The organism is Neobacillus pocheonensis (assembly GCF_050477905.1).
Classification (GTDB): Bacteria; Bacillota; Bacilli; order Bacillales; family Cytobacillaceae; genus Neobacillus; species Neobacillus pocheonensis_A.
Map to the genome: position 1 here is coordinate 134,201 of NZ_JBCNAD010000008.1, position 17,574 is coordinate 151,774.

At 38.1% G+C, this 17,574-nt stretch carries 16 protein-coding genes; 14 read left to right on the plus strand and 2 right to left on the minus strand.

The genetic code is table 11. The features are described 5' to 3' along the window. Nucleotides 1–20 precede the first annotated feature (20 nt). A complete protein-coding gene (locus ABES02_RS05180) occupies nt 21–425 on the minus strand; it encodes a DUF2243 domain-containing protein (protein ID WP_430131691.1) in 405 nt (134 codons plus the stop codon). A gap of 113 nt (nt 426–538) precedes the next feature. Between ABES02_RS05180 and ABES02_RS05185 the strand changes: the two genes are divergently transcribed. The 11 genes from ABES02_RS05185 to ABES02_RS05235 all read left to right on the plus strand — a co-directional run bounded on the left by ABES02_RS05185 (nt 539) and on the right by ABES02_RS05235 (nt 13,335). Beyond that, nucleotides 539–1,450: a carbohydrate kinase family protein gene (locus tag ABES02_RS05185; RefSeq protein WP_430131694.1), complete on the plus strand. Its 912-nt coding sequence runs from the start codon at nt 539–541 to the stop codon at nt 1,448–1,450. 282 nt (nt 1,451–1,732) lie between these two features. Continuing rightward, nucleotides 1,733–2,860 carry an NAD(P)/FAD-dependent oxidoreductase gene (locus ABES02_RS05190; RefSeq protein ID WP_430131697.1) on the plus strand — a complete coding sequence of 376 codons (1,128 nt, stop codon included), beginning with the start codon at nt 1,733–1,735 and terminating at the stop codon, nt 2,858–2,860. A 158-nt stretch (nt 2,861–3,018) separates the two neighbouring features. After that, on the plus strand, nt 3,019–3,387 hold the full coding sequence (locus ABES02_RS05195) for a hypothetical protein (RefSeq protein WP_430131700.1): 369 nt from the start codon (nt 3,019–3,021) through the stop codon (nt 3,385–3,387). A gap of 134 nt (nt 3,388–3,521) precedes the next feature. Next, entirely contained in the window at nt 3,522–4,151 is a 630-nt protein-coding gene (locus ABES02_RS05200) for a DUF2238 domain-containing protein (protein WP_430131703.1), read from the plus strand. Between the two features lie 56 nt (nt 4,152–4,207). Next, the gene (locus ABES02_RS05205; protein ID WP_430131706.1) at nt 4,208–4,927 is read left to right on the plus strand and encodes a TIGR02206 family membrane protein; all 720 of its coding nucleotides are present in this window, start codon (nt 4,208–4,210) and stop codon (nt 4,925–4,927) included. A 366-nt stretch (nt 4,928–5,293) separates the two neighbouring features. Further along, nucleotides 5,294–6,826, plus strand: coding sequence for an NCS1 family nucleobase:cation symporter-1 (locus ABES02_RS05210; protein ID WP_430131709.1), 1,533 nt, complete (start codon nt 5,294–5,296; stop codon nt 6,824–6,826). A gap of 106 nt (nt 6,827–6,932) precedes the next feature. Then, nucleotides 6,933–8,462, plus strand: a complete 1,530-nt coding sequence (locus ABES02_RS05215) for a DUF4145 domain-containing protein (RefSeq protein ID WP_430131712.1) — start codon at nt 6,933–6,935, stop codon at nt 8,460–8,462. Between the two features lie 20 nt (nt 8,463–8,482). Further along, nucleotides 8,483–9,481 (plus strand): asparaginase, encoded by a 999-nt coding sequence (locus ABES02_RS05220; protein WP_430131715.1) that lies wholly within the window; start codon nt 8,483–8,485, stop codon nt 9,479–9,481. Between the two features lie 255 nt (nt 9,482–9,736). Further along, nucleotides 9,737–9,964, plus strand: coding sequence for a hypothetical protein (locus tag ABES02_RS05225; protein ID WP_430131718.1), 228 nt, complete (start codon nt 9,737–9,739; stop codon nt 9,962–9,964). A gap of 68 nt (nt 9,965–10,032) precedes the next feature. Further along, the gene (gene adhE / locus ABES02_RS05230) at nt 10,033–12,639 is read left to right on the plus strand and encodes a bifunctional acetaldehyde-CoA/alcohol dehydrogenase (protein ID WP_430131721.1); all 2,607 of its coding nucleotides are present in this window, start codon (nt 10,033–10,035) and stop codon (nt 12,637–12,639) included. A gap of 54 nt (nt 12,640–12,693) precedes the next feature. Then, entirely contained in the window at nt 12,694–13,335 is a 642-nt protein-coding gene (locus ABES02_RS05235) for a hypothetical protein (protein WP_430131724.1), read from the plus strand. A 305-nt stretch (nt 13,336–13,640) separates the two neighbouring features. Here ABES02_RS05235 and ABES02_RS05240 read toward each other — a convergent pair whose 3' ends face one another. Next, nucleotides 13,641–15,218, minus strand: coding sequence for a phytoene desaturase family protein (locus ABES02_RS05240; protein ID WP_430131727.1), 1,578 nt, complete (start codon nt 15,216–15,218; stop codon nt 13,641–13,643). Nucleotides 15,219–15,389: 171 nt separating this feature from the next. Between ABES02_RS05240 and ABES02_RS05245 the strand changes: the two genes are divergently transcribed. The 3 genes from ABES02_RS05245 (at nt 15,390) to ABES02_RS05255 (ending at nt 17,517) form a co-directional block, all read left to right on the plus strand. After that, a complete protein-coding gene (locus ABES02_RS05245; protein WP_430131730.1) occupies nt 15,390–15,530 on the plus strand; it encodes a hypothetical protein in 141 nt (46 codons plus the stop codon). A gap of 190 nt (nt 15,531–15,720) precedes the next feature. Next, a complete protein-coding gene (locus ABES02_RS05250; protein WP_430131733.1) occupies nt 15,721–16,899 on the plus strand; it encodes an MFS transporter in 1,179 nt (392 codons plus the stop codon). Between the two features lie 114 nt (nt 16,900–17,013). After that, a complete protein-coding gene (locus tag ABES02_RS05255; protein ID WP_430131735.1) occupies nt 17,014–17,517 on the plus strand; it encodes a DinB family protein in 504 nt (167 codons plus the stop codon). The last annotated feature ends 57 nt before the right edge of the window (nt 17,518–17,574 follow it).

The window sequence follows — 17,574 nt, forward strand, 5'->3', positions numbered from 1 at the left end:
ACAATCTGAGGAGGTACCAATTATTTTGGTATCTCCTTATTATTTAAGATAAATTCGTTTTTTGAAACTGATTTCTCTTTTGAAATTCCAAAACAAACTAAAACGATGCCAGCTAAAACAAAAAGCGGCTCGAGCCAGTTCGCTTCTGGTCCATTTGTAATCCGGTGAAGCTGAAAAATCCAATGAAAAACCACAATATCGAAGCTCAAGAAAAGGCCAGTAGCGACTGTGAATCCATTGAAAAATGCCTTTGAAAAAAAACGATGAAAAATAGCCATAAGAATCAAAAGTACACAAATACCAAAGAACACAGCCCCAATACGCTCGCCAGCTGTATCTGCTTTCATTCCGAAGGCAAGGGCATCAATTAAATGAAATAGAAAGTCGGTAAGAAAAAAAGCTATAATCGCTCCTAATAATTTCATGAATAAGCTCCTCGTATAAAATTTAGTTTCTTTAAAAATTATATTGTAATATAGAGATGTTGTTAACGTAAATTTAATTGTACTAACAAGTTTTGTATTAGGGGGAGCATTTGTTGAATAAACAAGGAGTCATTTCTCTTGGAGAAGCGTTTGTAGATTACATATCTTTAGATAAAACAAATTCAAAATACGAGAAGCTGCTTGGTGGTGCGACGGTCAATGTTGCAGTGGGGATGAGCAGACTAGGGATTCCATCCTATTATTTATGTAAATTAGGGACCGATGAAATCAGTCGATTTGTCGAGCAAGAATTAAATAAAGAAAATATCAATACTGAATTTTGTGTACGAACACCCCACAAAAAGATTTGTGGTGTGTATGTTCATATCGGTGAAAACGGGGAGTCTTACTTTCACTCTTATCTAAACCCAACACCTGATGAGGTTCTGACTGAAGCACAACTCGAAAAAGGACTTTTTGATCAAGCAAAAATCTTTTATTTTGGTTCGGGAACTCTTTTTCAGAAATCAGCCAATTCGGCAACTGAAACAGCAATCAAATATGCCAAAGAATCCAACACACTAGTGGCTTTTGATGCCAATATACGTTTAAAGCGGTGGGAAAATGAGGAACAATGCCGGGAGACAATACTATCATTTATACCATTTGCTGATATCGTCAAGTTTGCAGAAGATGAGCTTTATTTGCTAACAGAAACAAAAACAATTGATGATGCTTTAGAAAAATTAGCCCACTTAAAGATACCATTTGTATTTATTACCATGGGTAGTAAAGGGGCTTTTGCGGTTAGTAAGGGACGGAAAGCTTTTGTCCCCGGAGTAGAAGTTAAGGCCGTGGATACAACCGGTGCTGGAGATGCATTTATGGCTGCTTTATTGTATTGTTTTCATGAAAAAGGCAGCCCTTCAGACTTATCACAAATCATTGAATTTACTCAATATGCCAATCGAGCAGGGGCAATAGCAACAACTAAAATTGGCTCCTTAACAGCATTCAATGAATAATTGGTGCCAGTGAGTTTAAGAGACACTGGCACATTCATCGATAATTCGTTAGAAAAATGACTTGACAATTTCTTGCTGTCGATGGCACTCCTGACAAGTATATTCGATTTCTAATGCATCCTCTCTTACCATGTGTTCCGTCTCTTTTTGACATTGTTCACAATACAGGTTTCTAGGAATTTCTATCATGTTACCAACACCATTCTAAAATTTATTTATTAATAATATTGCCCATTATTGGAAAATGAATTAACCATTACAAAAAAGTAGAAAAGGTGTTATATGAAAAAAATAATTGTCATTGGCGCGGGGATTTTAGGGGCGTCAACTGCTTATCATCTTGTTAAATCAGGTGCTGATGTCACTTTAATAGACCGTGAGGATGCAGGACAGGCTACTGATGCTGCAGCTGGAATAGTTTGTCCATGGCTTTCACAGCGGCGAAATAAAGCATGGTATCAGTTGGCCAAAGGTGGGGCCCGGTACTATCCGGAATTAATAGCTCAATTGGAGGCGGATGGGGAAAAGAAAACTGGTTATAAACGTGTCGGGGCCATTAGTCTTCATACAGACATTCAAAAGCTCGAACAAATGGCAGAAAGAGCTCGAGAACGTAGAGGCGAAGCTCCTGAAATGGGTGAGATTACGATTTTATCGCCTTCTGAAACTAAGAAACTTTTTCCACCGATTTCTGAGGATTATGGATCCGTTCATGTTAGTGGGGGTGCTCGTGTAAATGGGAGAGAGCTCCGCAATGCTTTAATTAACGCTTCTAAAAAAAATGGAGCAAGATTTCGAAGTGGAGATGCTTCCATTTTAAAAAAAGAAAACCGGATCATCGGGATTAGTCTGTCAGATGAACCTATATTGGCTGACACAGTGATTGTTACAGCTGGTGCATGGTCGAAAGAGATATTAGAGCCACTTGGTGTTAAATTTCAAGTCAAACCGCAAAAGGCACAAATTGTTCATCTTGAAATGCCAGAAACGGATACAAGCACGTGGCCTGTTGTGATGCCACCCAAAAATCAATACATTCTTACTTTTGATAATGGTAGGATTGTAGTCGGTTCCACACATGAAAACGATGCGGGGTTTGATACCCGAGTAACCGCTGGAGGAATTAATGAGATTTTAAGCAAAGCACTAGAGGCTGCACCCGGCTTAGCGAATTGCACATTTCTAGAAACCAGGGTTGGTTTTCGGCCATTTACCCCTGGCTTTTTGCCAATAATTGGAGAGTTACCAAATTATGAGGGTATATTTATAGCCAATGGATTAGGGGCATCAGGGTTAACAAGCGGACCTTACCTAGGGGCGGAATTAGCCAAACTTGTATTAGGGAAACAAACCGAGATTGATCCCAGTAATTATGAGGTAGTTGGAGCGATAGGGAATTATAAATGGTGAAGAATACTTAATAAACTACTTAAAAATCAAGCAGATAGGGACATTATTGCCCTATCTGCTTTTATTAATTTTCTCTTGTCCTAGTATAAAAGCCGTTTCTAAAATCATTAATTTTTCATTTTATATTGGATAGATAGCAAGTTGGGAGTGGTATTTTATTGACAAAGACATTTTCAGAAAGCGATGTTATTGATATTTCCACAAGAGTGAATGGACAAGTTGATTGCAGAATTCATTTTCAGCTTACCACTGAATGTATAATGGAGGAAGGATTTACAAAAATAACCTACACAATCACAAATTTTCTGGATTCAACCGCTAGTATCGTATATCTTGTCATAGACGAACTTTTATTTCCATTTGATTCTGGTGTGAATCCCGGTAGTATTGGAAAAGTTCATTTTAAAAGAAATGGTTCGTGTGTTCCTACATTGGGTACAGTGTATATTGAGACTGATAGTCAAGGATTTGAATTTGGGAATTTATCCACTGCAGTAATTAAAAGGGAAGTAAATCCAACTGAATAACAAGAAAAGTTTAGAAAGACTTCTGAGTGGGGAGTCTTTTTAATTTGAATGTTTCTCATTCTAAAGTTTGATTTGTATTTTTTTCCTTAGACAAAGAAATAATGAAAAAAACATATCTTTTGGAGGAAGAAATAGTGGAAAAAGATAAAAGTACAAGCTTTCATGTATTGCTGTTATTGGTTGTCATAGCCGTTTTTATCTGGTCCGTTTATAAGCCAGCCGGTTATATTATTTGGACAATGGAAGTATTACCTGCTCTTGTATTATTAATGGTTGTACTTTTTACATACAAAAAGTTTCCTCTTACAACGTTATCTTATTTCATTATTGCTCTTCTTTCGATTTTGACGTTCATAGGTGGTCACTATACTTATTCAAAAGTGCCGTTGTTTAATTGGATCAAAGATTATTTTGATTTAAACCGGAACAACTATGATCGATTTGGACATCTGTTAAAAGGTCTGTTGGCAATCGTGATTAGAGAAATGTTTATTCGAAAAAGCGCGATTAAAAAAGGTCCTTGGTTAATATTTGTTATTTTAAGTACTTCACTTGCTATTAGTGCTTTGTATGAAATTATAGAATGGTTATCTACAAAAATAGGTAAGGGGGGAAAACCGACCAAAGAGTTTTTAGGAATGCAAGGCGATATATGGGATTCTCACTGGGATATGTCATTAACATTTGTTGGTTCCATTCTCGCGCTTCTTTTCCTTTCGAAAATGCATAACACGCAAATTGAAAAACAGAAAAATTATAATTAACCATAATAATATTATGTTAACTTAAATATTATTATAGATCGAAAAATGGTGATAAAATGGAAAAATACTTTCAAGCCGACGGATCAGAACCATTTATTTTGTTTTCACCAACACATTTATCAACGTTATTTTCAGTATTTTTCCTTATAATCATGATTTATTTCTTACGAAGACCGTTAAGAAACCAAGAGTTGAACTTTAAGGCAAGAACCTTTCTAGCTATGGTTCTTATTACATCGGAGATAAGTCTTCATATGTGGTTATGGAGAATTGGGGAATGGACGATCCAATATTCTTTGCCTTTTCATTTAAGCAGTATTTCTGTTATCTTATCAGCCGCATTGCTCTTATCAAGAAGCTATCAACTTTTCGAATTTACGTATTTTGCGGGTGTAGGTAGTGCTTTGCAGGCAATGATCACACCCGATTTAAGTTCCTACACATTCCCGCATTTTCGTTATGTCCACTTTTTTATTTCTCATGGCGGGATAGTCATTGCAAATATGTTTTTTGTTTTTGTGGAGAAATACAAACCATCATGGAAGAGTGTTTGGCGAGCATACTTGTATTTAAATCTCTATACATTCTTTGTCTTTTTATTAAACTATTTTGTCCATGGAAATTATATGTACATTTCTGAAAAGCCGGTAAATCCCTCGATATTAGATTATCTTGGACCGTGGCCTTTCTATTTAATTCCACTAGAATTGATGGCGTTGATTACTTTTATCTTCTTATACTTGCCATTTGTGGTTAGAGATTATTTAAAAAAATAGGATATTTAGGAGTAAACAAGCTTATTACCTTAAATAGTGTTAGAAAAACTAACACTATTTAGGACACATTCTTAACTTCGTATTATACTTTTAAATAATAGGTAATCGTGAATCATACATAACATATAAATTTTTTACCGAATGTTTTAACCTTTTGTCCAATGACAACATGATTTCGGCGTTTATAATATAGAATAGGAAGGTAGGTTTTTAATTCCCCAATATATTATGGTGGTGATGCCAGGGAAGAGATGGATAGTTACGATTTAAATTTTTGTAATATTCTTGCAAAACTGCGTCTTTTTTTACTAAGTAATCGCTTCTATTAAAATTAATTGTTAAAAACCAATGCAAGGGGGAATTTGGTTGAAAACACAAATTGAACAAAATGGGATTGTTACCCTGACATCTGATGCAGCAAATGGTTTGAGTAATAGCGGATTGTGGAATGATGACCTGCGTCCTACCACCATAAAGGAACATTCATGGAAAGGAATAAACTTTGCTACTTTATGGATCGGTATGTGTTTGTGCATCCCTGCCTATACCATGGCTAGTGGGTTGATTTCTTTAGGCATGAATTGGTGGCAAGCCATCGCCACTATTTTTCTTGGAAATGTTATTGTCCTTATCCCCATTCTATTAAACTCTCATGCTGGAACCAAATTCGGAATTCCGTATCCTGTTTTTGCGCGTTTATGGTTTGGCTCAAAAGGAGCTCATATTCCAGCGCTAGCTCGTGCGATTGTAGCCGCAGGCTGGTTTGGAATTAACACCTGGATTGGTACTGGCGCTATTGATACATTGTTGTCCGCTTCATTTTCAGCCTGGAGAAATTTACCAGGACACACAGCTATCGTTTTTGCCTTATTTTGGGCCCTTAATGTTGCCGTAGCTTATAAAGGTCCTCAAGCCATGAAGGTACTTGGCTTAATTGCTTCTCCTGTTGTTGGAATCGCTTCCATTATTCTTCTTGTTTGGGCATTTACACATGCCGGAGGCTGGGGTCCTATTTTATCAACTCCTTCTAAATTTGCAAGTACTGGTGAGTTTTTAAAAGTATTTTTCCCTGCACTAACTGGGGTAATTGCTTTCTGGGCCACACTTGCCCTGAATATTCCTGACTTTTGTCGATATGCTAAGAGCCAAAAATCACAGATGGTGGCTCAAAGCTTATCACTCCCACTTACGATGAGTATTTTCTCTTTTATAGGTATTGCTGTTACTTCCGCAACAGTAGTTATTTTCGGAACAGCCCTTTGGGATCCAGTCCAGTTGCTTGCTAAATTCCCACCATTTGTAATCTTTTTGGGTACTTTAATCATTGTTTTAGCATCTTTAACTATTAACGTTGGTGCTAACATCGTCGCACCGGCACGTGCGATTGAGAATTTAAATCCAAAACGAATTACCTTTGGTATAGGAGCGCTTATTACAGGAATTTTTGCCATCCTGATGCAGCCTTGGTACATTATGGAGAACTTTGGAAACTATATTTTTGGCTGGCTTGGAACATATGGAGCATTACTTGGTCCTATTGATGGCATTGCGATTGCCGATTACTGGCTAGTTCGCAAGCGACAGATGGCTCTTAGTGAACTTTATGATGTAAATGGCCGTTATAGTTATTCCTCAGGCTTTAATAAAAATGGTGTTTATGCTCTGATCATAGGTGTAGCAATTCCGGTACTTGGTCTTATCATACCTAGCCTCCGATTCCTATGGGATAATGCGTGGACATTTGGATTGTTTATCTCCATTTTCGCTTACACGTATTTAATGAGAGGTGACCAAAGTGTCCTAAAACCAGGAGAATATGAAAATATTACGAGTTTCAAAAACACAACTCCTGGAAATAAAAGCGAAGCCCCAGGAACTGAAACAGAATTTTATTATTAATAAAGTCCAAACCCCTTCACGAACAAAATGGAAGGGGTTTTTTTATCATCAAGCGGCTAGGCTATATGGTAAAATAAGTTTATTAATAGACCTTGGGGGAACATTTATGGACAAACATTCATACTTTTATCAATTTCTTGAGCCTATCTCAAAAGAACTAGCATTGGTTGCTCGTGAACTGGAAAATAGTATCTTCACAAGCCCGCGTACGATGCTTACACATGCTAGAGTCTTTGTTGAAAATATTTTGCAACAGGTAATACGTGCTGAAAAATTACCAGATAATCCACGGACCAATTTAATAGAACGTCTTGACATGCTGAATGATAAAGGATATTTAATTCCTGAAATTCGCGACGCTCTCCACCATGTTAGGCAGATAGGCAACCAAGCTGCCCACGATGCAAGAATGTTCCGTATATCGGAAGCGCTTATGTCATGGGAAGCCGTATATAAGATTGTCAGATGGTACGTTGAAGTATATGGTCCTTTTGAGGTAACAGTACCAGATTATCGAGATCCTTCGCCTCAGGTTGAGCAAAAATATGATATGACTGAAGTGGAATTAAGGCTAAAGGCATTAGAGGAGCTGTTAACCAATTCCAATCAAACGCATACTGAAGAGGCAGCTTTAGCTGAAACGGCTGCAACTGCTGAAGTGACTATCGAAGTGATGGAAATTCCCGGTTTCACAACCATCCGAACACTAGAATATAAGGGACGGAAGCTAGAAATTCCATATTTTCTTCGTGATGCTTTCCTTTTACCACAGCGATTTGTTAAATCTGAAACTTTCCTAATCAGATTGGGAGCGGAACAGAATGCGCGCATCATGAGTGAGCTGCCGAAAAACCTTGAAGGCCTTCACAAAAATGTAAAACGCTATAACGAAAAGAATGATGAAGTATTCTTTGAGGAATTAAAGATATTTATTGAAGAGGAGAAAATCAGGAGACAGCTAACACTTGAACAGCCTGGTGAATTATTTTTCTTCTATAAAGCGGACCATATTGTGGTAACAGAAGAACTATCAAAAGTACCGTTGACTGCCGAAGAGTTCACAGGGATTCCAAGCCTTTTGAGGCAACTAAACCAGGATCAAATCGAAACAATCGGTCAGCTGCCAAAGGAACTTGTCATTCTAGCAAAATATGAAAATGTTGGTATTGGAACAGTAGAAAAGCTGTTCGACCAACTAAAGAGGAAGCTTAACGAAAAAAACCAAGGTGTAAAGGTAAGTCATGATTTTCCAAGCAGTTATAAGAAATGGGAATCGCTTTTTGTCAACGTTAAGTTAGGGGAAGCTAAAACTGTTATTCGCGGTGAAAGTGTTCCCTCTCTTTGGAAGGAAGGATTAAAATGGATTGAAGCTCATCATCTGCCTCTTTATCCTTTAGTAGAGGAAGGAATTGTATTAGGTTCAACAGATAGAGGAGATCGCTATGCGGTGGCCCTAGAACCTATTCACAAAAATAAAAAGAATTTTACTTCTTTGCATACCTATGAATCTATCTTAACTGATAAAACATATTACCTGGAAACAAAAATTAACCCTAAATCTGGACTGGAGACATTGAAGAAAATATTAGAACAATTAGGCGTTGAAGTGAAGATTCCATTATTAGAGGAAAATTAATTTTATGAGGAGTATAAGATATGACACCCAAAGCAATTCAGGTATTTAGAGGTGAACATCTAGAAAGTACTCATGATTTACATGTAGCTGTGGTAAATAATGAAGGGAAGCTTCTTTATTCGTACGGAAATCCCAATAGATTGACATTTCCTCGTTCTTCCATGAAACCTTTTCAAGCGGTGCCATTAGTAGAAACGGGGGCAGCTTCTAGATTCCATTATTCCCAGGCAGATCTTTCGCTAAGTTGTGCTTCTCATAGCGGTGAAAAGATACATAGGGATACTGTGTTAAACATATTAAATAGAATTGGGCTTGCTGAAGAAGCATTGCAATGCGGAACCCATATTCCAAGGGATATGGAAAGTTACAAACAGCTCATTCGTGAAGGTAAAGAATTAACGCCAGTTTTCAGTAATTGTTCTGGTAAGCATTCCGGTATGCTTACGACTGCTGTTCATATGAATGAGGATGTGTCCACTTATCGTGAAATTTATCACCCTGTGCAGGAACGAATCCTTGAAGTGATTCAGGAAATTTGTGAAATTCCGAGGGAGCAAATCCAGCTTAGTGTGGATGGCTGCGGCGTTCCTGTCCATCAGTTGCCCCTAAACCGAGTTGCCTTGGGGTTTGCAAAACTTGCAAATCCTGTAGGAAAACACGCTACTGCATTAGAAATAATTAGGAATGCCATGATTCAACATCCAGAAATGGTCGGTGGTACAGAAAGATTTGATACCGATTTGATGAGAGGTTTCAATGCCCGGATTGTCGCTAAGGCAGGAGCTGAAGCGGTTCAATGTCTTGGTTTAGTTGAAGAAGGCATTGGAATTGCAATCAAGGTGGAAGATGGAGGAGCAAGGGCGACCAGTGTGGCTGCAGTGGGAGTTTTAAAACAACTACGTCTTGGTAATGAACAAATCTTTGAAGCTCTTAGGGATTACGTTCATGCTCCGGTTTTAAATGCAAGAAATGATAAAATTGGTGTAATAAAACCTAATTTTGTTTTAAATAAAGCCTAAACCATCCATCTTGGATGGCTTTTTTTGTTATCATAAAGATATATTAATATAATTATATTAATGAAAGCGGTTACTTAATTATCTTTAATACAATATAAAATAGGACTTTATAGTTATTCATTAATACTGATATATGTGGAAAAAGTACCATTTTTAGCAATTTGAATAACCTTTCACAGATTGTTCAATACTTCACAAACTATTATGTGAAATACATGTTATGATGAAATCACAAAGAACAAGGAGTGATAAGACATGATGATATGTGAATGGAAAACCTTCTCTACAGATTCAGAAACTTATACCCTAGAAGCGTTTGAAGAAAGAGTGGGTGATGAATTCGAAGCAATGCTTTTTAAAGAAAATGAAGAAATCCCGGCTTATATTTGGACAGTGAATTACGTCATCATCGTAAAAAAATATTCAAAAATACTTACAGACATTGCATTTGAAAAGATTCCGAGAAATCCAGTTTGCGAATAAAAGGAGTTTATTTTTTGAGCAAAATTGTGAAAAACTTCACAAACTAATAATAAATGGAGTGATTATCAATGGCAGTCGTAGAAAAAACAGTTACAGAAAAACAAAATGTGGCAAAAATGGTTGATGTTTTAGTTAAAAACGGATTGAAAGCATTAGAAGAATTTCGCAGCTTCGATCAAGAAACGATTGATGAAATTGTCAAACAAATGGCTTTAGCGGGCCTTGATCAACATATGCCGCTTGCAAAACTAGCTGTTGAAGAAACAAAACGTGGCGTCTATGAAGATAAAATCATCAAAAATATGTTTTCTACTGAATATGTCTATCACAATATTAAATACAACAAAACCGTTGGCATCATAAATGAAAACGAGCATGAAGGAATCATTGAAATTGCCGAACCTGTTGGGGTTATTGCTGGGGTCACACCTGTTACAAACCCTACTTCTACAACGATGTTTAAAGCCTTGATTTCCATTAAAACGAGAAACCCAATTATTTTCGCTTTCCATCCTTCTGCACAGAAATCCAGCAGTGCAGCAGCAAGAGTGCTTAGGGATGCAGCAATCAAAGCAGGAGCACCAGAAAATTGCATCCAATGGATTGAAACACCATCATTAGAAGCAACACAAGCATTGATGAACCATCCGAAAATTGCACTGATTCTGGCAACAGGCGGAGCAGGCATGGTCAAGTCAGCCTACAGTTCTGGAAAACCAGCCCTTGGTGTAGGACCTGGTAATGTTCCTTGCTACATCGAGAAATCAGCTAATCTTAACCAGGCAGTTAACGACTTAATCTTATCCAAAACGTTTGACAACGGAATGATTTGTGCATCAGAACAAGCCGTTATAATTGATAAAGAAATTTATGAAGATATCAAACAAAAGATGATCAGCAACAATTGCTACTTCTTAAATGAAGAGGAAAAACAAAAGGTTGAGAAATTAGTCATTAATGAAAATTCATGTGCGGTAAACCCTGATATTGTAGGGATGGCAGCAGCTAAAATTGCGGCCATGGCTGGAGTGACTGTTCCAGAGCACACGAAAATTCTCGTGGCTGAACTTAAAGGTGTTGGACCTGGTTACCCACTTTCAAGAGAAAAATTAAGTCCGGTGTTAGCATGCTACAAAGTAAGCGGACTTGAAGAAGGATTAAAACGCGCGGAAGAAATGTTAGAGTTTGGCGGGTTAGGACACTCCGCTGTTATTCATACCACTGATGAAAATACCATTAAACAGTTCGGTTTACGAATGAAGGCAGGTCGTATTATCGTAAATGCCCCATCTTCTCAAGGTGCAATCGGCGATATTTATAATGCTTATATGCCTTCCTTGACTCTTGGCTGCGGTACGTATGGAGGAAACTCTGTTTCCACAAACGTGGGTGCTATCCATTTAATCAATATTAAAAAAGTGGCGAAAAGGAATGTTAATATGCAATGGTTTAAAGTTCCGTCCAAAATTTACTTTGAGAAAAATGCGACTCAATATTTAGCGAAAATGCCTAAGATCTCTAAAGCATTTATCGTCACCGACCCTGGAATGGTGAAACTAGGTTATGTGGATAAAGTACTTTACTATTTAAGAAAACGCCCGGATTATGTTCATTGTGAAATTTTCTCAGAGGTAGAACCAGATCCATCAATCGAAACAGTCATGAAAGGCGCCGAAATGATGGCTAAATTCCAGCCGGATGTGATTATTGCTCTTGGCGGAGGCTCTGCAATGGATGCTGCCAAAGGTATGTGGTTGTTCTATGAATATCCTGATGCTGAATTCTTTGGACTTAAACAGAAATTCCTGGATATCAGAAAACGAATTGTGAAGTATCCGCATTTAGGTGAAAGAGCACAATTTGTCGCAATTCCAACAACCTCTGGTACAGGTTCTGAAGTAACATCGTTCTCAGTTATTACCGATAAAGAAGCCAATATTAAATATCCGCTTGCAGATTATGAATTGACACCTGATGTGGCGATTATCGATCCACAGTTTGTAATGACTGTTCCTAAAACTGTTACTGCTGACACTGGAATGGACGTGTTGACTCATGCAATTGAAGCGTATGTATCATGTATGGCTAATGATTTCACCGATGGACTCGCTATGAAAGCAATTCAGTTGGTCTTTGAGTACTTGCCAAGAGCCTATAAATTTGGCACTAAAGATGAAGAAGCACGTGAAAAAATTCACAATGCATCCACTATCGCGGGTATGGCATTTGCCAATGCGTTCCTTGGTATCAACCATAGCTTAGCCCACAAGCTGGGAGCTGAGTTCCATATTGCTCACGGCCGTGCCAATACGATTCTAATGCCGCATGTTATTCGCTATAATGCGACGAAGCCGAAGAAATTCACAGCGTTCCCTAAATATGCACACTTTATTGCGGATAAACGCTATGCGGAAATTGCTAGAACACTTGGGCTTCCTGCAAGTACAACGGAAGAAGGAGTAGAAAGCTTGGTTCAGGCTATTATTAAATTAGCGAAAGAACTAGATATCCCAATGAGCATTGAAGCCAATAATGTGGAGAAATCTCTATTTGATAGCAAGGTTGATTATCTTGCAGAAAAGGCATTTGAAGACCAATGTACTACAGCAAATCCAAAACTTCCTTTAGTAACCGAGTTAGCTGAAATTTACCGTCAGGCATTTAAAGGAGTTTAAAATTTAAGAAAATATATCTAGCCAAAGCCGTTTTCTATTCATAGAGAACGGCTTTTGTATGGTAAAATACGTCTTATCATAATAGGTTTTTTAGGGATATTACTATTTATTAGCTTTGGTTATTTTGACTGGCTTCATGGCCTTTTTTGGATTGTTCTTATTCCTTTTTACTTCAAAGGCTTTCGAAAAAGCCAAAATGCTAAACATTCTTTGAATTCGAAAAATCGGACCAACCATCCTGCATGGAAAAAAAGCTTATGGGGACAGCTATGCTTTGTTGTTCTTGGTTTCTCTTTTGTCATTGGTGGTTTATTCATTTCCTTAATTGGGGCAACAAATGTCTTTGTACCGACAGATTTAGATTTTATTTGTATTTCACCTGATCAAATGAATGAAATAAACAGTAGGCTCATTCCACTGATTGCGCATGATCGAGCAGGCTTTGGAAGTGCTTTGTTCAGTGTCGGACTACTCGTTCTCATGATTTCTTTGTGGGGATTTCATCAAGGGGAGAAATGGATATGGAATACATTGCTTATTGGAGGGATACCGGCTTTTAGCGCCGGCATTTTGACACATTTTGTTATTGGATATACTACTTTTATACATCTTTTGCCTGCGTATTTTGCTTTAGTCTTGTTTCTTCTGGGGTTATTTCTCTCGCGAGGATTCCTATATGAGGAAGGAAGAAAATAGGGGAGATGTTCCATGCTTGAGTTTAAGTTTATGAGGACAAAAGTGACATTGGAAAAGCGAAAGTTGTTCTCATGAGGTGTTCATGAGGACAAAAGAGGTATTGGAAAAGCGAAAGTTGTTCTCATGGAGTGTTTATGAGGACAAAAATCATGGTGGAAAAATGAAAGTTGTCCTCATGATGCGTTCATGAGGACAATAATCATGATGGACAAGGGAATGTTGTCCTCATGAAATGTACTTGTACCCCAACAGATCAAATTAATTGTTACTTAATTTTAACAAATAATAAATTTTAAACAAAAACCTTACTGTGTAAGCAGCTTCTGAGCGACAATATATCCTGAACCACCATTAACCCCATGACCTGGCCAAGTAGCAGCCCCAAGCATATAAAGATTCGAAATTTGGGTTTGGTGGCTCGGCTGTCCTGGCAGTGGCCGGAACAGATAGCTTTGAGCAAGATCGTGTGCTCCGCCGTAAGGATCACCAGGTCCTGCATTCGGATTAAATCGGGCGATTGTTTTCGGGGTCACAACATGTTTACCGATAACTGCACTAGGAATATTTGGAATATGTTTGCTTACAACCGAAAGGATTCTTTCAGTGAATCTCTCCGTTAAATCCTTCGTCCAAGTTCCATCCCCAACATTAATTTTACCAGCTGCATCTCCACGCGGTCGGCATGGCACTTCAAGCACTTGGATGCGCATAATTGCCTTACCTGCCGGGGCACGGGTTGGATCCAGATTGGTAGGACAATCGACAGTGAAGGTCGGCTTCTCGGGTAAAAGATCTGCCATCCCTTGGGCAATTGCCATAGTAAAACCGTCGAGCCCATCCGTTAAATGCGGTTGACCTACTCTGTTAAAGCGTTCATCATGCCATTTTGGCGGCTCGCTTAAAGCAAGGTTAATTTGTACGCAGCCACGTCCGTAACGATAATTTTTAGCTTGAGTCCGAATTAAAGGGCTTATCTCTGAATCTTTAAGAAGTGACAAATAGAGTTGATCTGGTGTTGTAGATGCAACTACAGATTCAGCTGCATGATATTTCTCTCCAGCATTCGTAACGACGCCAACGGCTCGGCCGTCTTTTACCAAAATCTTTTCAACCATTGTGTTTGTTTGGATAACCCCGCCATTATCCGTCACTAATTGTGCTAACGATTTGGAAAGCATTTCACTTCCGCCTTCAGGAATCGGCATCCCTCCGCCCATTAGTGCCATAACTGTAAGTGGGACCCAGATTCCACTTCCTACTTCATCAGGTGTACGGCCAAGATGGGTTACCCAGGAAGCAATCATTGCTTTTAAAACTGGTGATTTAAAAGAGCTAACTGCGTTTCTGGCAGTTGAGAAAAGGGTCGGGGCGAACGGTGAATAGCTGTGAACGTCTTCATTATGCATAAGTCTAGAGATTACCGCTGAAGCATCAGGACTCGAAAGGTCTACGTTAAATAATGAGAATACATCATTTACGTAAGGTTGAAATCCCTCAAACATTTTCGCAAGTTCTCCACCATCTCCAGGTGCAAGCTTCTCTGCTTCAGAAATGAAATCCTCAAATGAACGAGGGAGTACAGCGGTACGGCCATCCTCCATTGAAACACCCGTTGGCAAATCGGTATTTAAATATCGAAGTCCACGTGCTTCAAGTAACGGACCGAGATCCGCAAATGCAGGACCTGTTAAAAAGAGGGGATGGGCTGCAGAAAATACATCATGCTTAAATCCTGGTAATGTTAATTCTTCAGTACGCAAAAAACCGCCGGGCCGGTCGTTCTTCTCCAGAACTAAAACACTTCGCCCGGCTCTAGTCAAATAGGCTGCCGTAATTAAGGCGTTATGTCCGCTTCCGATAATGATTGTGTCGAAGTTCCGCAATGGGAATTCACTCCTTATAAATAATAAAATAGGAACAAATAGGACTTAAAGTTCATCCAAATAAAAATACGTCCCGAATTGCTTCTTTAGTACTAATTGAAGAATTAATTTGATGGTTTTAAAATAAATAAAAATTTTAATTTTACGCACCATAAAGTTGGAGGTGTTAAAATGGAAAAAAATAATTATGAAACCGATGAAAATCAATCCAGGGAAACGGATCAGGAAGACATTTTGAATAGAGTGAATCAGACTTTTGATAAAATTTCACAAGATGTAAAAAACATGATAAATAATAATCAAATGACCTAACGCCAGTTAATGGCGTTTTATTTTTCAGAATGAGTAAATATATTAATATTAAGAAAACTTGAAAAAGAGAGGGGGAAAACGGTGTGAATTTTGTTCGGCCACCTTGTTAATCTATAGAAAGAATAATCCGGCCGCCGCCATCTTTTTATATTTGTAATGACAGATTACAAGTATAAAAGGAGGAAGAATAATGGATTATTCGAAAAATGTCAACAAATTATATTTCATCATGTTTTTTCATAATCTAATTCCTGCATATGTCATCGAAAGGCTGTTTTGGGAGCAGAGGGGCATGACGGTATTTATGGTCGTCCTTTGTGAGATTATCTATGCGGTTACAATCGTCATATTGGAAATTCCGACCGGGATCCTGGCTGATAAGTTTGGTCGAAAAGTGCTGCTTGTCATTGGAGGAGCATTATCGATTTTGGAATTTATTATCTTGCTCTTTGCCAAGCATTTTTGGATATTTGCACTCGTGGTATTTCTGGCGGGGATTGCAGGTGCATGTATCAGCGGTGCTTTAAATGCCCTTTTATATGACACTCTTTTATTGGAAAATAGGGAAAAATCTTTTGAAAAGATTATAGGGAGACTTAATTCCATTGATTTTATTGGATCATTACTAGCGGCTCTTTCTGGCAGCGTTTTAGCTAAATTCTTTGGATTCGAAATTAACTATATGCTTTCTGCTGTAAGCATGTTCGTTGCCTTTGGATTTACCATTTTCTTAAAAGAACCCCCAAGGAAACACAATCCTGACGAAATAAAATACATGACAAACGGTATAAAGGATTATTTTTTCAGTTCCATTTCATTCTATCGAAATAATCCGAAATTGATAGTGATGATTTTTCACGCGATGGCGATTGCTGCTTGTGTCAATTATCTCGATGAGTTTTGGCAGTTGTATTTAGATAAGATAGGATTTTCGGTGATATTTTTCGGACTATTTTCAGCCTTAATCTCTATCTCGAGGATTCCAGGGAATTTAATGGCTGGTTATCTCACAAAATACTTCCCTGTAGAATTCATTCTTCTAATCGTACTTGGTGTCACGACGATAGGATTTTTAATTAGCGCCTTTTTTCATGGTTTAATTGGAGTGGCGATGATTATTATAATTTTCCTAATTAGCGGAGTGGTGGATCCTGTTGTAACGGGGTATCTGCATTATCATGCAAATTCGGAAATTAGAGCGACCATCGATTCCATCCAATCGTTAATTCAAAAATTGCTAGTATTTATTGTAGGGATCGGTTTTGGAATCATTTCCTCAGAGTACACTATTTTTTCGGGTTTTATCTTTCTGGGCACTTTTATGAGTATATTTTTTCTCCTTTATCTTAAAAATGTCAACATGAAGTAAGGGCTGCCTGAAAAAGTAAGCCCTTTTTTTAAAAAGTCACTTTGAAATATTCATCCATAATGCTATACTTTAATCGCCATAAATTGGTGAGATTTGAAAATGGAGGGAAAAATTATGTACACTTCAATTAATGAATTCATCCAGGAATGGAATCAAGAGGCCGCATCTACACAAAAGCTCATGGATGCTTTGACAGACAGTTCCCTGAAACAAATGGTGTCACAGGATGATCGCAGTTTGGGACGAATTGCTTGGCACGTCGTAACAAGTACGCCTGAAATGCTGAATGAGTTTGGCATCAAAGTTGATATGGTGGAAAATGCAAACACAGTTCCTTCCTCAGCTAAGGAGATTGCAGACGCTTTCCGTAAAGTAACCGCTGACACCATTGACGGAGTACAGAAACAATGGACAGACGAATCTTTAAAAGAAATGAAAAATGTCTTTGGAATGGATTTGCCCAAAGCGGTTACTCTCTCACTTTTCCTTAAACATCTCATTCATCATCGCGGTCAAATGACGGTACTCATGCGTCAAGCGGGATTAAAGGTTCCAGGTGTTTATGGTCCTGCAAGGGAAGAATGGATCCACATGGGCATGGAAGCACCAGTTATATAAAATTACATAGTTTTTCTTATGGGCATGCTGACAACAGTGTGCTTTTTTATTTTATGG

Coding starts and splice junctions, on each gene's coding strand:
- adhE (WP_430131721.1), top strand. CDS start 10,033: ATGGCAGTCGTAGAAAAAACAGTTACAGAAAAACAAAATGTGGCAAAA.
- ABES02_RS05205 (WP_430131706.1), top strand. CDS start 4,208: ATGGAAAAATACTTTCAAGCCGACGGATCAGAACCATTTATTTTGTTT.
- ABES02_RS05215 (WP_430131712.1), top strand. CDS start 6,933: ATGGACAAACATTCATACTTTTATCAATTTCTTGAGCCTATCTCAAAA.
- ABES02_RS05250 (WP_430131733.1), top strand. CDS start 15,721: ATGGATTATTCGAAAAATGTCAACAAATTATATTTCATCATGTTTTTT.
- ABES02_RS05180 (WP_430131691.1), bottom strand. CDS start 425: ATGAAATTATTAGGAGCGATTATAGCTTTTTTTCTTACCGACTTTCTA.
- ABES02_RS05225 (WP_430131718.1), top strand. CDS start 9,737: ATGATGATATGTGAATGGAAAACCTTCTCTACAGATTCAGAAACTTAT.
- ABES02_RS05245 (WP_430131730.1), top strand. CDS start 15,390: ATGGAAAAAAATAATTATGAAACCGATGAAAATCAATCCAGGGAAACG.
- ABES02_RS05220 (WP_430131715.1), top strand. CDS start 8,483: ATGACACCCAAAGCAATTCAGGTATTTAGAGGTGAACATCTAGAAAGT.
- ABES02_RS05255 (WP_430131735.1), top strand. CDS start 17,014: ATGTACACTTCAATTAATGAATTCATCCAGGAATGGAATCAAGAGGCC.
- ABES02_RS05190 (WP_430131697.1), top strand. CDS start 1,733: ATGAAAAAAATAATTGTCATTGGCGCGGGGATTTTAGGGGCGTCAACT.